Below are 15943 nucleotides of genomic sequence, written 5' to 3' on the forward strand. Positions count from 1 at the left end.
AAGTTGAAGTTCCATTTAAAAAATGGGACTTTTTTCGTTTAAGGTTCATGTGGCATCGTTTAAATGATAGGTAGATATTTAAAGAATGCCATTATCTTTGCCTAAATTTTAACACAGATAAATTATAAAATCCACAATATGAAACTTGTTTTTGCAACAAACAACAAACACAAACTTTCTGAACTTCAGAATATGTTAGGAAATGAATTTCAGGTTTTAAGTTTGGCAGATATTAATTGTCAAGATGAAATTCCTGAAGATCATGAAACACTTGAAGAGAATGCAAGTCAAAAGGCACATTATATTTATGAGAAGTTTGGTTTGAATTGTTTTGCTGATGATACAGGATTAGAGGTTGCTTCATTAAACAACGAGCCAGGCGTTTATTCAGCTCGATATGCTGGCAGTTCGCGTTCATCTGAGGATAATATGAAGAAGGTGCTTCAAAGGTTAGATGGTGTTGAGGAGAGAGAAGCTCGATTTAGAACGGTTATATCTTTGATTATTGATGGCAAAGAGACACAGTTCGAAGGTATTGTAAATGGCGATATATTACTTGAAGAAAAAGGGAAAGATGGTTTTGGTTATGATCCCATATTTCAACCCAAATCTTACGATGTGTCTTTTGCAGAAATGTCTATTAATGAGAAAAATAAAATTAGTCACAGAGGAAATGCGGTTCGTAAATTAGTTGAATATTTACTTAAGTAAGAACTGTTTATTATCTTTTAAATAAGGTTCTATTGCCTGACATTATTCGACTTATTTTTGCAGTATGATTCATAGAACGGAAGCGATTATTTTAGGTTCGATTAAGTATGGTGAAACAAGCTTAATTGTACACGCATACACAGAGAAATTTGGAAAGCAGACCTATATAATTAAAGGAGGAAGATCTAAGAAGTCTAGAACTAAGGGAAATCTTTTTCAATCTCTTTTCCTTTTAGATATGAATGTGTCTCATCGTGATGGAAAGAGTCTTCAGATGATAAAGGAGGTCCAGTTCTCGGAATCATCACCTCACTTGAATTTTGAAACGTACAAAAATCCACTTGTTTTATTTTTAGCAGAGGTTCTTTATAAGGTTTTAAAAGAGGAAGAAGGTAATCCCCAACTTTTTAGTTTTTTGAGTAATCATATTATCTATTTGATCCAGATAGATGATATTCCCAAGGCTTATCATCTTAATTTTTTAATTAATTTGACTCGATTCCTCGGATTTAATCCGATTGACAATTGGTCGGAAGAAAAGCCGCTTTTTGATTTGGGTAACGCTGTATTTGTGAGGCTAGACGATAGACACGCACATTGTTTGGACCTTCATATTAGCTATGTGTTTCACTTAATACTGCAATCTGAATTAAGTTCTTTAGACACTTTGGTTTTGTCGTCTGAAGATCTTAAGGCTTTGCTTAGAGCTATTCTTAATTTTTATGCTCTGCATAGTCAGGGTTTCACAAAATTAAAATCTTTGTCTGTTTTTGAAGATTTAAATGATTGATGCTATTGCTATTTTATTATAAAATAAAAGCTCCAAGAACTTAGAATGTAAGATCTTGGAGCTTTGTTATTTTGGTTATATATCTCTTTAAAATAAACCGTGAATTTGAGCTTCAACCTTGTCCATTATCGAATTAAGATCATTGGGGTTTTTAAGAAAATCAATATTATCTGCATCAATAATTAATAGCTTACCTCTGTCGTAGTTTGCAACCCATTTTTCGTAGCGAGTATTCAAATTATTAAGATAATCTAGGCGAATAGTCTCTTCGTAATCTCTACCTCTTTTTTGAATATGATCAACTAGAGTAGGAACTGAAGAACGTAGGTATATTAATAAATCGGGAGCTTGAATCATAGAACTCATTAGCTTAAAAAGCTTAGAGTAATTATTGAAATCTCGTTCGCTCATTAATTCCATTTCATATAAGTTAGGCGCAAAAATCTGAGCATCTTCATATATGGTTCTATCCTGAATGACATTTTTCCCCGATTTTCTAATATCCATAATCTGAGTGAAACGACTTTTAAGGAAATAAATCTGAAGGTTGAATGACCATCTCTTCATGTCTTCGTAAAAGTCATTTAAGTATGGATTTTCGTTTACATCTTCAAAGTGAGCTTCCCAACCGTATTGTTTGGCAAGTAATTCTGTAAGTGTTGTTTTTCCTGAGCCTATATTTCCTGCAATTGCGATATGCATAGCGATATTATTTTCTGTTTGTAAATCCGATTAGAGTCGGATCAATATTTGCATAAACTGAGATGCGAAAGCGTGTCTAAACTGTTTTTTCTGTGAAAAGACCGTTAAGGTTGGCATCAATTTTAGAGATGACTTCTGATAAATCCTTTGGATTTTTGATGAAATCAATATTATCAACATCGATAATAAGTAATTTTCCTTTATCGTAGTTCGAAATCCAAGCTTCGTATCGTTCGTTAAGACGTTTTAGATAATCAAGGCGGATTGTTTCTTCATAATCGCGACCTCTACTTTGTATATGCTTAATTAAAGTAGGGATTGATGCTCGAAGATATATGAGTAAATCTGGCGGTTGAATTAAACCACTCATAACGTCGAATAGGGCTTTGTAATTTTCAAAATCTCGTTTTAGCATCAAATTCATTGAATATAAATTCGGAGCAAAAATATGAGCATCTTCGTAGATGGTTCTATCTTGAATTATTTCTTTGCCAGATTGACGCAAAGCCAATACTTGGCTAAAACGCGAGTTTAAAAAATGAATTTGAAGGGCAAACGACCAACGCTTCATATCTTTGTAAAAATCGTTTAGATATGGGTTTTCGTCAACATCTTCGAAATGAGCTTCCCATCCATAATGTTTTGAAAGTAAACCGGCTAAAGTTGTTTTCCCAGCCCCAATATTTCCTGCAACAGCAATATGCATTGTTATGTTTTTGTTTTAATTTTTTAAAAAATCAACTAAAATTACACATAATTTTTAGGAATACAATGTCTTGAGTTTAGTTTGGAAATAGATGGTTTTGTATCAGTCTTTTAGTGATCTTATTGATATTTGGTTTTCACTGTACATATAAATTTTATCATTTAGAATTCGACTCTTAATTACGCCTGAATTTTTTATGTGATAAATGATTGAATCCGATGTTAATAAGGGCTCGTATTTATACCAAGTGTTACTTTTTATGTAGTTGACTTTTTGATTGTTAATACAAAAATCTATTATTCCTGGAATGGGAATTTGTTGATAGAATTGACCAAATTTATTTAGAATAAGTAATCCTTGAGCTGGGATTAGAAAGTATATCCTTTCTTGATACTCTATCAGTTTTGAGGGGGAAATACCCTTGAAATAAGATGTTAATAGACCGCTTTTGTTAATAATATCACCTTGTTTTGAAACCTGAAAAACTTGATTGTCATCATTATTATACATCCAAAAGCCTCCCGATGAAGCATCGCAACAAACTTGCGCTTCGTTGTCAGAATATGTGTATAGATCAATAGGATCGGTAATTGGACTTAAACTTTGATTAAGATATAAGATTTGATTGAACTCTTTGTAAAATAACTGTATACGAAGAGGATTGGAGACATCAACAGAAGTGATTTCACCAAGTAGGGCATCTGAAAAATTGGAAAGAACTTCCTTGTTCGATGAATATTTAGTTAATTCTATTCCTTCAATAGTATAAATGTTACCAAAATGATCGACTTCTATTTGTCGATCATTATTTTGTGTGTGAGCCTGAAGTGTTGTAATAAGAAAAAGAAGGCTGATATAAAATTTCATTGAATATGATTTAAATCTGATTCATGCTTAAAACTTCTTCAATAAGCTTTCTATCGTTAGCTAATCGAGGTACTTTGTTTTGGCCTCCTAATTTACCTTTTTTCTTTAACCAATCATAGAATAACCCAGAACGAGCTATAGTTATAACAGGTTTGTCAAGTGTAATGTTTTTATATCGCTTAGCTTCATAGTCTGAATTTTGATTCATCAAAGCATTGTCAAATAGATAATTAAATTCATCAATGTTGGCAGGTGCCTTTTCAAATTCAATTAACCATTGGTGTGTCCCTTTTTTGTCATTAGCCATAAAGATTGGAGCACCCATATAGTCTTTTATAATAGCATTGGTTTTTTCACAAGCTTGTAGCATGGCTTTTTCTGCATTGTCGATGATAATTTCTTCTCCAAATGCGTTTATAAAGAGCTTTGTTCTTCCTGAAATTTTGAATTTAAAGGGTTTTAAAGAGGTGAATTGTACGGTGTCTCCAATTTGGTATCGCCATAAACCTCCGTTAGTTGTTATAATAATGGCGTAATTTTTATGTAATTCAACATTCTCTAGACTTAATACTTTTGGATTTTCATCATCCACATTTTCAAGAGGAATAAATTCATAATAGATACCATAATCTAGCATTAACAACATAGATTTGTCATTAAGATCGTCTTGTATTCCAAAAAATCCCTCGGATGCATTATAGGTTTCCATATAATTCATTTTCTCAGGAAGGAGTATGGAGTCGAATTGGTTACGATATGGATCGAAGCAAACACCGCCATGAACAAACAATTCTAGATTAGGCCAAATTTCATGAATGTTTTTTTTGCCACTTACTTTTAAGATATGTTTTAGTAAAACTAAATACCAAGATGGAACGCCAGACAGACTTGTTACGTTCTCACTCATAGTTGCTTCTGTTATTTTATAGAGCTTTTCTTCCCACTTGTCCAAAAGTACGATGGACGTATCTGGAGTACGAATAAAATCGGCCCAGAAAGGAAGATTTTGAATAAGTATGGCAGATAAATCACCATAGTATGATTCATTATTTACATTATTGATATGATGTGATCCACCAAGGGTAAGTCCTTTACCTTTGAGTATGCCAGTATCAGGAAATAGAGATGTATAAAGAGTTAATATATCTTTCCCTCCACGAAAGTGGCAATCTTCAAGGGCTTCTTTACTTACAGGTATAAATTTGCTTTTAGAATTGGTTGTGCCAGATGATTTTGCAAACCATTTGATTTCGCTAGGCCAAAAGATATTTTGCTCTCCCTTACGTAATCTGTCCACATAAGGTTTTATGTCTTCGTAGGTTTGAATTGGAAGACGTTCTTTAAAATCATCCAATGAATCAATGGATTGGAAGTCATGCTCTTTACCCCATTCAGTGTGCCTAGCTTTGTCCAACAGTTGAGTTAAGACTTCGTGCTGAATATCAATAGGGTGTTCTTTCATGAATTCAATTTCTGAAAGACGCTTGGTGTTGAACCACGAAACAATTGAATTAATTAGAGCCATATGTTAACTTATTAGTTAGAACTAGCAGTTATACTATTAGCTAAGATAGGAAATAATTCTTGTTAAAATATCGCCTTTTTATTTTAAACTTTTGTTTTGTCTGTTAAACATAGAATTACTTTTAATCTAAGTAATATTCCATCTGTTTCCATATACTTTTATTTTGTGACAATGATGAGATCGTTAAACTTACTTTGTTAGGCTTTATTTTTCTGAAAGTCGTTGAAAAATTAATTATGGAACATGATGAGTTCTTTTTTATCTCATTCCTAAGTTTTGCGCATGAATGATTAAAAAAGGGAATTGAGTTGTCAATAATGAGTCCTTAAATTATGTGCTTATCGTTCTTATGGAGATACTCTCTGCAGATTTTGTATTAGAGGTTTGTGATTTCTTTCTGTATTTTTAATTATTCCCTTTAATTTGTGTAATCTGAGGTCAAGTTTCCTTTGTTTTACTAGTGATTTTAATAATCGGAAAGCTGTTTTTACATACGAGCTTGTTTGCTTTCTGAGAGTTATTGGGCTTGTCATTCGTAATTCATAATTATTAACTACACCTATAATATATTAATACCTATCTTTGCTAAGATAATTTAGAAATTAAGAAATTTACATTTAATGGAATCAACTAGACAAAATAAGATATCGAGATTATTGCAAAAGGATTTAAGTGAGATTTTTCAAATGGAATCACGTAATCTTTTTCAAGGAAAGATGATTTCGGTTACTCGTGTTAGAATCAGTCCTGACCTTGGGTTAGCAAGAGTGTACTTAAGTATTTTTCCATCAGATCAGTCAGAAGCTGTTTTACAAATGGTTAAAGTTCAAACTAAGAACATGCGTCGTTTATTGGGAAATCGTGTGGGAAAACAATTAAGAATTGTTCCACAATTGTCTTTCTTTGTAGATGATTCTCTTGATTATATTGCAAATATTGATTCTATTTTGAATGAGTAATTGCACCTACAAATCTCTTTCTCCACGTTTAATTTTTAAGCTAACTAATTGAATTTACCTTTTTACATAGCCAAACGTTATTTAGTTTCTAAAAAGAAACAGAATGTTATCAATATCATTTCAATGATATCGGTAGTGGGTGTTAGTTTAGGTACAATGGCTTTAATTATCGTTCTGTCTGCTTTTAATGGGCTTAATGGCTTAATTACAGATTTATATGGCAGTTTTGATCCTGATTTAAAGATTACATCAGTCGTTGGAAAATCTTTTGTTCCCAATTCTAAAGCGTTTGAGCAAATAAAGAAGATGGACAAGGTTCTGTTTTATGCCGAAGCTTTGGAGGATAATGCGCTTTTAAAGTATGGAAAGCGACAACGACCGGCCATTGTAAAAGGCGTAAGTGAAGATTTTGCGTTGATGACGGGTATTGATACCATGTTGATAGACGGTAAATTTATTCTGCAAAACAAGAATAGAAATTATGCTGTATTGGGATATAATGTTGCTAGAGATTTGGGTGTTGGCTTAAATTTTATCGACCCAATTAAGTTTTATGTACCCAAAAGAAATGCAAAAGTTGGAATCAATCCTATGGATGCATTTAATATGGATTTTCTTTTCCCTTCAGGCGTTTTTACCATTCAGGAAGATTTCGATTCTCAATATGTTTTAGTTCCAATGGACTTTGCTCGTCGTTTGTTCGACAAACAAGAAGAGGTGAGTGCCATTGAAGTTAAATTGAAGAATATTGATGAGTCTGATGAGGTGCAGAAGCAAATTCAAAACCTATTAGGTGATGAATATGAAGTGAAAAATGGTTTTCAGCAACACGATGTGCTTTTTAAAATGATGGAAACAGAGAAAACGGCTATCTTTTTTATTTTAGCTTTTATTCTTGTTATTGCATCTTTCAATATTATTGGATCTCTTAGTATGCTTATTATCGATAAGCAAAACGATATTGAGACATTGAAAAGTATAGGCGCGAATAAAAATTTGATACAACGTATCTTTTTACTCGAAGGTTGGCTTATTTCACTTTCAGGAGCTGTGATTGGAACAATTTTAGGTGTCTTAGTTTGTTATTTACAACTTAAATTTGGTCTAGTTAGTATTGGAGGAGACAATATTATTTTCTCAACATATCCCGTTCGAGTTGAATTTATAGATGTAAGTTTAGTTTTTGTAACGGTCGTAATTATTGGTTATTTAGCATCTCGTTTACCAGTTAAATATCTTACTCGGAAATTTTTGAATGTTGGTTAATCGATTTTTAAACAATAATTTTTTTAGGAAATGAATCTCGATAATACAATAAAAATGTACTTTAGCGTTAATTATAAGGATTGTGATAAGGAATCATAATCAAAACTAAATATTAAGTTATGACTCGTATTTTTCTTTTTGTTTTATTTTTTATTGGTGTGGGAATGACTTCGCAGGCCCAGCAGGTTGCAAAAACGAACTCTGGTAGAGTCGTTGTTTTATTTGAAAATGGAACTTGGAAATATGTTGATAATAAATCAACTGAAAGTCTTCCAGCTACGAATCAGGTTGTTGCCGAGATGCCTAAAGTGATAAATTCGAAAATTGAGTTGAAGGATGCTGAAACTCAGAAGCTAAATTTCTTAAATGGACCAAGTGCGAAGCTTAAGAAATACTTTAAGCTTAAGAATATTGTAAATGCAGACCTAAACCTTGTCTCAAAAGATGGTGAAGTTCAATTAAATATTGACTGGAAAGTTATGACGGGTGAAGGCTATTCTTACTTTGGATTCATTAAAGAAGGCTGTTCAATCAACCTTGAATTAATGGGAGGTAAAATTGTTGAACTAAATTATACTGAAGAATTTGAGCCTAAAGAATATGTGAAATATGGTTTTTCGACTTATAAAACGCATTTGAATTTAAGTCTTGAGCAAATTGCTTTATTGCGATCTAATGTTGTTGTAAAAGCGACAATGAATTGGAGTAAGCGAAGTGAGGAATATAAGATTTCGAATCCTGCTTATTTTGTTAGTGAATTGCCTAAGTTGATGAAGTAGATTCTTTTAAAAAAAACATATAAAAAGCTGGTTAGTCTTTCGACTTAGCCAGCTTTTTTGTCTTTTATTAATATCAGAAATTATTAATCTTCTGAAATGTTTTCTCCCCAGTCACTTGAAATACGATCAAGTATAAGCATTAGTTCATCGTAACTTCCTGAACGAAGCATTTCTATACGAGTAGATTTAAAATTATACAGCCCTTTAAACATGCCAGCCATATGACGACGCATGTGTAGGATACCTCGTTTTTCGTCTATCCAATCAATTGCAGCATCTATTTGTTGTTTTAGCATTTCGACTTGTTGGGCTACAGTTGCAGGAGCTAAGAGTTCACCTGTTTTAAGATAGTGTTTCACATCGCGGAAAATCCAAGGTTTACCAACTGCAGCACGGCCAATCATTATGGCATCTACACCATATTTATCGAAGGCTTCTTTGGCAATTATTGGATTTGTAATATCACCATTGCCAATAATTGGAATGCGCATTCGAGGGTTGTTTTTTACTTTCCCAATTAAATCCCAATCGGCCTGGCCGGTATACATTTGGCAACGAGTACGGCCATGAACAGTTAAGGCTTGAATTCCTGTGTCTTGTAATTGTTCTGCTAAATCAACAATAATTTTAGAATCATCGTCCCATCCTAATCGGGTTTTAGCCGTGACAGGAATGTTTACAGCCTTTACGACTTCTTCGGTAATCTTAAGCATTAAAGGAATATTTTGAAGCATACCAGCTCCCGCACCTTTAGTGGCAACTTTACGTACAGGGCAACCAAAGTTTATATCGATGAATTCCGGATTAGCTTGCTCTACAATTTTTGCTGCCCCAACCATGGCATCTATATCTTTTCCATAAATTTGGATGGCAACAGGTCGCTCATCTTCAAGAATGGTTAATTTTTTCATTGTACGATTTACCGATCGAATAAGTGCATCGGATGAAATGAATTCGGTGTACATTAAATCTGCACCATATTGTTTGCACAACAAACGAAATGGTGGGTTAGTTACATCTTCCATGGGTGCCAGTAAAACTGGTTGGTTCCCTAAATCTAAATTTCCTATCTTCACTTTATACCTTATTAGAGCCTCGTACAACTGATAAAAAAACACAACTTAAACGTAAAAAAAATACAATTTAGGTTATCTAAAATTGTGTTTGATGTTCTTTTTATTAGAATGCAAAGATAGAATAGATCCTTAAATTAAAAAGAGGCTTATTGGAACAAGTATTTTTTAACTAAAAGCAAGCCAATATGTGTAATATACTTTTAGTTAAAATTGTTAATTTTGTTTTTAATGATCTAAATATACTGAGAAATCTTGTCTATATGTTTAAAAAAAGTTTGATTCCCTTTTTGGCCATATTCTTTGTAGGAATACTTGTGGTGGCCTATTTCTATATGCAAAAACAGAAAGAATATAAGACTTGTAATCCATTTTTGGCAATTCCCTCTTCTTCTGAAATTATGATTCATTTTGATAATTTTGAAGATCTGATTTCAAAATTAGGCGAGAACACTGGTGTTTGGAAAGAACTTTGTCAGTTTAAAACACTTAGCGATATAAATAAGAATCTTAAAGATCTTTCTGATTTAATCAATAGTTCTTCTTCGGAGTCAGAGTTAGATTTAAACCGTCCCTTAACGATTGCTAGTCAGATTATGGGGAAAAATCAGGTGGAATACCTTTATATATTGCCTGTGCGAAGTTATCTTGAGGAAAAGAGAATTCAATCTTTTATTCAAAACAGCTTTAGTAAAAATAAGGAGTTGGATACTCGAAGATATAATGGTTTAAGTTTATACACTCTCTCAATAGCTAATTCTAATAAAAAGTCTTTGCACTATTGTTATAGTAATGGTTTGATGTTATTGAGTTCATCGATGATCTATCTTGAGAATTCTGTTCGTCAGTTTGAGCAATCTGGATCCATAAGTGAATCGAAAGGATTTGCTCAGGTTTTTAAAACCAAAGGCGAAAATGTTGATGCTAATATTTATTTTAATTTAAAGAAATGTCAAAAGCAGGTTGCTTCTTTTTTTGATAAGGAGATTAAATCATACATTAATAATTACTCACAATTTGGAAATTGGATTGAGCTAGATCTTAGCTTTCGCGATCACTTGGTTCTATTAAATGGGTTCACATACTCAAATCAGCAAGAGAATAATTATTTGAACGTTTTCATGAAACAGGATGCTGTTAAAATGGAGATGGAATCGGTATTGCCTGCAAATTCAGGTTTAGTTGCTATCCTTGGTATGAATGATCCTGATCAGCATAAAGTCGCTTATCGAAAATTTTTAAAGGGTAACGGAGGTATGGCAGCATACTTGGCAGGTTTAAAAGAGTTAAAGGATAAAACAGGATCAGATCTTGAAACCTTGTTTTATTCACTTATTCATAAGGAAATTGCTTTGGTTTATCTTGATAATCAAGTTGATAAACAGTTTTCTATTATACGAACTAAATCATCTAGTGCAGCTAAGGATAAGTTGGTTAAGATGTTATCACTTTATGCAGAAAAGACACAACGTAGTTTATCGTATTATTCTACAACATTAAAGCTCGATGGAGCAACAAAATTTGATGTGTTTAGAATGCCTGATGATTTCATTTTTGAGAAAATATTTGGTAGAATGTTTAAAGGTGCTCCAACAAATTATGTAACTATTTTTGATAATTACCTGATTTTTGGAGAGACTAAAGCTCAATTATCGGAATTTGTGCATGCTTCTTTCTTGAGAAAAACCTTGGATAAAGATCCTGTTTACGATGGGAGCAAAGAATACTTGTCGAATAAGGCTAATTTCTTTTTTTATACCTCAATGCCTCGATCTAATAAGGTGATTTCTAGTTTTTTTGATGAGGATTTTAGAGAAGACTTATTAGAACAAAGAGAAGGTTTAAATAAATTTCAAGCCATTGGTTTACAGATGACTGCCAACGAAGATTTGATTTACAATAATATTTTTGTGAAGCACAATCCTATTTTGGAATTAGCGCCACAAACGGTTTGGGAATCTCGTTTGGATACGGCTTTTGTGCATAAGCCTTTTTTGGTGAAAAATCATTACACGCAAGAGTATGAGGTTTTGGTTCAAGATTTAAATAATCAGCTTTATCTTATTAACTCAGCATCTGGTAGAATTCTTTGGAAGCGTCCCTTATCTTCTCCTATTGTTGGCGAAGTGTATCAAATAGATGCGTTTAGAAATAATAAGTTACAATATGTATTTGTGAGTGAGGATAAGTTGTATTTAATCGATAGAAATGGAAAAGATGTGGGGAAATATCCAGTTCTTTTACGTGCAAAAGCGGTAAGAGGCCTTTCTGTTTTCGATTATAGTAATAATAGAAGCTATCGATTCTTTGTGCCAGGGGAAGATCGAAAGGTATATGCCTACTCAAAAGATGGTAAACTTCTTAATGGTTGGAAATTTAAGAAGGCTGAAAATCCAATTATAAGTGAGGTTCAGCATTTTAGAATAAAAGGAAAGGATTATATCGTATTTGCTGATGAGTATCGTGTTTACTTTCTAAATAGAAAAGGACAAGTGCGCTTAAAGCCGAATAAGCAGATCTCTAAATCGAAGTATAATAGTTTCTATCTAGAAGAGGGTAATTCTAAACACGCCGATAGGTTGGTTACTACCGATAGAGAGGGAAATATTCAATATTTCTATATGAATGGCAATGTTGAAACCAAGAATTTATCAGGTTTAGATAATGAACATCACTTTGTAGTTAGAGATATTGATGCTGATGGCGTTTCAGAATATATTATTAGCGACCACAATAAATTAGATGTTTATGATACCAATGGAAGTAAGATTCTAGAAAAGGAATTTTCATCAAGTATATCTGCAGCTCCGGCAGTTTACGAATTTTCGAGAACGAAATGTGAGATTGGGATTTGCTTAAAGGACGATAATGAAATACACTTAATCTCGACTAATGGTGAGAACCACAGAGGTTTTCCTTTAAAAGGGAATACGGCTTTTTCTATCGCATTTTCAAAAGGCTCACAAAAAGGTTTCTATCTATTTACTTGTGATGATAGGAATTTTTTACTGAATTATTCTGTGAAATAATAGTTTTTTATGACAAAGAGACATTTTTTGATGGTGAGTTATTTTCTGATTTAGTTATTTTTTTAGAGAAAGGATGAGTATGTTTGCTACTTTATTTTATAAAAAAACGTAATCACCACCATCAAAATATTGTATGATGAAAAGAAAAATTAGAATTCCCTTTTATTTAGTTTTGTTCTGTTTTTTGACTTTACCATTTAAATCGTGTGTCGATTCTGATGACTATGATTTTGATAAGCTTTCCGAAAAAGTAGATTGGCAACCTAATTTTGTGGCTCCTGTAGGCTATGGTGAATATAGCCTTTGGTACTTACTTAATCAGCATGAGGCTGCAGATGAGGATCAAACTATTGTTTTAGGCGAGGATGGCTTAATTCATATTAAATATACTGAAGAAGATATATTTACTTATGACGCTAGTGAGGTTTTGGATTTTCCTGAACAGGATCCTTACTCGCTAAGTTTTAAAATGTCAGCATACCCAAAGTTTAGTATCCCATTCTCTTCAGATGTGAACTTAACCACTAAGACGGTAGCTTTCGATATTAAGGCTAATGAAACAGATATTATACTTACAAAATTAAAGCTCGATACTAAAATTAATTTTATTGTATCAAATCCTTTAGATAAGGAAATTACTCTAAATGTGACTTTAAATGAAGGTCGTATTGATGGGGAAAATCCTATTAGTAAGAATTTTGATATTGCCCCAAGTGCCACTAATAAAACTTTTGAATGGGATTTAACAGGTATGGAATTTACTTTTTCTGATCCTACACCCAACAATACTTTAACGATTAGTTTTGGTGGCACAATTAATAAAGATGCTTCAAATAGGATTATGAGTAATGGTAATGATTTAGATATAAGTTACCAGTTTGAAGAATTACATTTCGTACTTGCAGAAGGGGACTTTGGTGATCAAACAATTGATTTAGGTTCGGGAGATATTGATTTAGATGTTGACTTTTGGGATGATATCGATGGTAACTTCATGTTTGGGAACCCAAAAATAAGTTTAATTATGGAGAATGGTGTTGGTGTACCATTTGCTTTGTCTGTAGATATGACAGGAATTAATTCAGATGGAGATAGTCAAGATTTGAATTTACTGGAACCATTAACATTGGAGAAATATCCTACAACCGAACAAGAGATTATAGATAAGATTAAGGGGACTATGACGGTTGATAAAGAAAATTCGGACATTGTTGCTCTTATGTCTCTACCACCATCAGATAAGATTACTTATTCGGGAAATGTAATTATTAATCCTAATGATTACGATCCTTTAGCTGCGGGTAACAACATTAATATTATTTCAGGGAGTTCTTCAATATCTGCCGATTTGGATATTGATATTCCATTAAATTTTACAGCAGATAATTTAAGCATTTCAGATACGATTGATGAGGTTGATATTGATGATGCCGAGAAGATTATAAAAGCGTCTATTATTATTACTACCGAGAATGGTTTGCCATTAGATGCGACAATTGAATATATCTATTTAACTGATGCAGCATATAACGTCCTTTCTACAATATCTTCCGAAAGTATTATAAATGCAGCCGCTGTAGATTCTAACGGTGATGTTGATTTGAGTTCTATTAAAGAAGTCGTAAATGAAATTGAGTTGACTGCAGAACAGATTAAGAGTCTTAACGACACTGAGAATATTATTGTTAAGGCAGCCGTGAGTACCTATGATAAAGGTACACAGACAGTAAAATTTAAAGGTTCTGATAAATTGAAATTTACTATTTCTGTCAGTGCTCAACTTGATTTATCTAAATAACCCAAAGCTTTTTACAGATGCAAAAAATAATAATAAGATATACGCTGCTTTTATTTGTCGGATTAATCGTAAGTAATTTGACTTCAGCACAAGAGATGAATAATACCTTGTATTTAATGAAGAATGTTCCTCAGAGCAATCAATTAAATCCAGCTATTCAACCAGAATGTAAAGTCTTTATAGGTTTCCCCGGTTTAAGCTCAATTTATTTGAACTATTCCAATAATGGTTTCACATATAATGATATTATTAAGGACGGAACAGGATTACAAAAGGATTCTTTGGTTGTAGATATCAATAGTTTTCATGATGCTTTACAATCGACAAATACAATTTCAAATCAATTTAGTTACACTTTTTTTAGTCTAGGTATTCGAGCAAAAAAAATGTTCTTTACGCTAGATGTTAGTTCAAAAGTAGATACACGCTTTGGTTTTGATAAAGGTTTAATTTCCTTTTTAAAGAACGGGAATGCATTGTATATGGGGCAAACAGCTAATCTTGGCGGATTGGGTTTAGAGGGAACAGCTTACAATGAAGTTGCTCTTGGTGTTTCAAAACAAGTAACTGAAAAGTTAACGGTTGGTATCAAAGCAAAAGCACTATTTGGTGTTGCTAATGCGTATTTGGATGAATCTGACATGTCGGTTTTTACGTCTGAAACGGGAGATTTAGTTCGTCTACATTCTAAACAATTAATGAAGGTTTCTATGCCTCTTGATATAACAGAAAAAACGGATCCCGATGGCACAAGTTATATCGATGATATTGATGTTTTGGATGATGATATGGATGCCAATTTCTTCTCAGGAACAAACAATAAAGGTTTTGCTTTCGATTTGGGAGCAACTTATCAATTCGATGAGAAAATAACATTCTACGCTAGTATTCTTGATATTGGAGGTATAAAGTGGAATGATTCTTATGAATTATATCAGGATGCTACTTTCGATTGGAAAGGTGGAGATTGGTCTCAATCTGGTAATTCAAACGATCCTAATTATCGTGAAATTGAGGATGTAATGGAAGATTTAACAGATTCAATCTCGGATGCTTTTAGATTTAGAGATAATACAGGATCTTATTCAAAAGCTTTGCCTACAAAAGTGTATTTAGGTGGAAGCTATGAACTAAACGATCGCCTTAGTTTTGGTGCGGTAAGTCGTTCCGAAATTTATGATGGAAATTTTCGTCCATCTTTAACCTTATCTGCTAACACAAGGGTGATTCGTAACTTTTCAGCATCGGTTAGTTATTCAATGGTTAATAACTCGTATAATAATGTAGGAGTAGGTGTTGCTGCTAAACTAGGACCTTTACAAATTTATGCTGTGAGTGATAATGTTTTGGCAATGAATCCCAATACGGCTCAATTAGCGAATATTCGATTTGGTGTGAACATGATGTTTGGTCGCCTAAAGAAAAAAGCTAAGAAGAAGGATGTTTGTAAAATTCAAGAAGATTTAATTCTTCAACATATGGAAAAGATTAAAGAGAATACAGAAAAAGAGATGGAGAAAAAAAGATGATTTTAATTATATAAATAGGAAGAGCTTATCATTTTGATAAGCTCTTTTTTTATGGTCATATTTATCTTTTTTTGAAAGCTAGAATGGGAATAAACTCTACAAAAAAAGCAAGAGATTCTTTGGAAGTTGTAAAGCCATTCAATTGTTATCGACTACGAATGATAAACAAATAAAGAAGGGCTATCTCATTAGAAATAGCCCTTTTTCAA

General features: G+C 32.7%; 13 protein-coding genes and 1 pseudogene. 9 read left to right on the plus strand and 5 right to left on the minus strand.

Annotated features, from left to right (window positions below):
* Window positions 1–138: 138 nt before the first annotated feature.
* Both EMN46_RS04605 and recO read left to right on the plus strand, forming a co-directional pair.
* Window positions 139–711, plus strand: coding sequence for a non-canonical purine NTP diphosphatase (locus EMN46_RS04605; RefSeq protein ID WP_154199505.1), 573 nt, complete (start codon window positions 139–141; stop codon window positions 709–711).
* A gap of 64 nt (window positions 712–775) precedes the next feature.
* Window positions 776–1501 carry a DNA repair protein RecO gene (gene recO, locus EMN46_RS04610; protein ID WP_154199506.1) on the plus strand — a complete coding sequence of 242 codons (726 nt, stop codon included), beginning with the start codon at window positions 776–778 and terminating at the stop codon, window positions 1499–1501.
* An 87-nt stretch (window positions 1502–1588) separates the two neighbouring features.
* Here the strand turns inward: recO and EMN46_RS04615 are convergent, their stop codons facing one another.
* From EMN46_RS04615 to EMN46_RS04630, 4 genes are all read right to left on the minus strand, one after another.
* Window positions 1589–2203 (minus strand): deoxynucleoside kinase, encoded by a 615-nt coding sequence (locus tag EMN46_RS04615; protein WP_154199507.1) that lies wholly within the window; start codon window positions 2201–2203, stop codon window positions 1589–1591.
* Between the two features lie 76 nt (window positions 2204–2279).
* Window positions 2280–2909, minus strand: a complete 630-nt coding sequence (locus EMN46_RS04620; RefSeq protein WP_154199508.1) for a deoxynucleoside kinase — start codon at window positions 2907–2909, stop codon at window positions 2280–2282.
* Between the two features lie 102 nt (window positions 2910–3011).
* Window positions 3012–3776, minus strand: a complete 765-nt coding sequence (locus EMN46_RS04625; RefSeq protein WP_154199509.1) for a hypothetical protein — start codon at window positions 3774–3776, stop codon at window positions 3012–3014.
* Between the two features lie 10 nt (window positions 3777–3786).
* Window positions 3787–5301, minus strand: a complete 1515-nt coding sequence (locus tag EMN46_RS04630) for a GH3 auxin-responsive promoter family protein (protein WP_154199510.1) — start codon at window positions 5299–5301, stop codon at window positions 3787–3789.
* A gap of 620 nt (window positions 5302–5921) precedes the next feature.
* Here EMN46_RS04630 and rbfA point away from each other — a divergent pair.
* From rbfA to EMN46_RS04645, 3 genes are all read left to right on the plus strand, one after another.
* Window positions 5922–6260, plus strand: a complete 339-nt coding sequence (rbfA, locus tag EMN46_RS04635; RefSeq protein WP_154199511.1) for a 30S ribosome-binding factor RbfA — start codon at window positions 5922–5924, stop codon at window positions 6258–6260.
* A gap of 123 nt (window positions 6261–6383) precedes the next feature.
* Window positions 6384–7526, plus strand: a complete 1143-nt coding sequence (locus EMN46_RS04640; RefSeq protein WP_229130272.1) for an ABC transporter permease — start codon at window positions 6384–6386, stop codon at window positions 7524–7526.
* A 119-nt stretch (window positions 7527–7645) separates the two neighbouring features.
* The gene (locus EMN46_RS04645; protein WP_154199513.1) at window positions 7646–8305 is read left to right on the plus strand and encodes a hypothetical protein; all 660 of its coding nucleotides are present in this window, start codon (window positions 7646–7648) and stop codon (window positions 8303–8305) included.
* Between the two features lie 83 nt (window positions 8306–8388).
* Here EMN46_RS04645 and dusB read toward each other — a convergent pair whose 3' ends face one another.
* Window positions 8389–9381: a tRNA dihydrouridine synthase DusB gene (gene dusB / locus EMN46_RS04650; RefSeq protein ID WP_368667494.1), complete on the minus strand. Its 993-nt coding sequence runs from the start codon at window positions 9379–9381 to the stop codon at window positions 8389–8391.
* A 593-nt stretch (window positions 9382–9974) separates the two neighbouring features.
* Between dusB and EMN46_RS20370 the strand changes: the two are divergent.
* From EMN46_RS20370 to EMN46_RS04665, 4 genes and pseudogenes are all read left to right on the plus strand, one after another.
* A pseudogene (locus EMN46_RS20370) lies at window positions 9975–11246 on the plus strand (DUF3352 domain-containing protein); the annotation flags it as partial.
* A gap of 208 nt (window positions 11247–11454) precedes the next feature.
* Complete coding sequence (locus EMN46_RS20375; RefSeq protein ID WP_368667496.1) at window positions 11455–11517, plus strand: hypothetical protein; 63 nt, start codon at window positions 11455–11457, stop codon at window positions 11515–11517.
* Window positions 11518–12543: 1026 nt separating this feature from the next.
* Complete coding sequence (locus EMN46_RS04660; protein ID WP_154199515.1) at window positions 12544–14205, plus strand: hypothetical protein; 1662 nt, start codon at window positions 12544–12546, stop codon at window positions 14203–14205.
* 17 nt (window positions 14206–14222) lie between these two features.
* Window positions 14223–15734, plus strand: coding sequence for a DUF5723 family protein (locus EMN46_RS04665; protein ID WP_154199516.1), 1512 nt, complete (start codon window positions 14223–14225; stop codon window positions 15732–15734).
* Window positions 15735–15943: the final 209 nt, after the last annotated feature.

The organism is Ancylomarina sp. 16SWW S1-10-2 (assembly GCF_009669305.1).
In the GTDB taxonomy this organism is placed as follows: domain Bacteria; phylum Bacteroidota; class Bacteroidia; order Bacteroidales; family Marinifilaceae; genus Ancylomarina.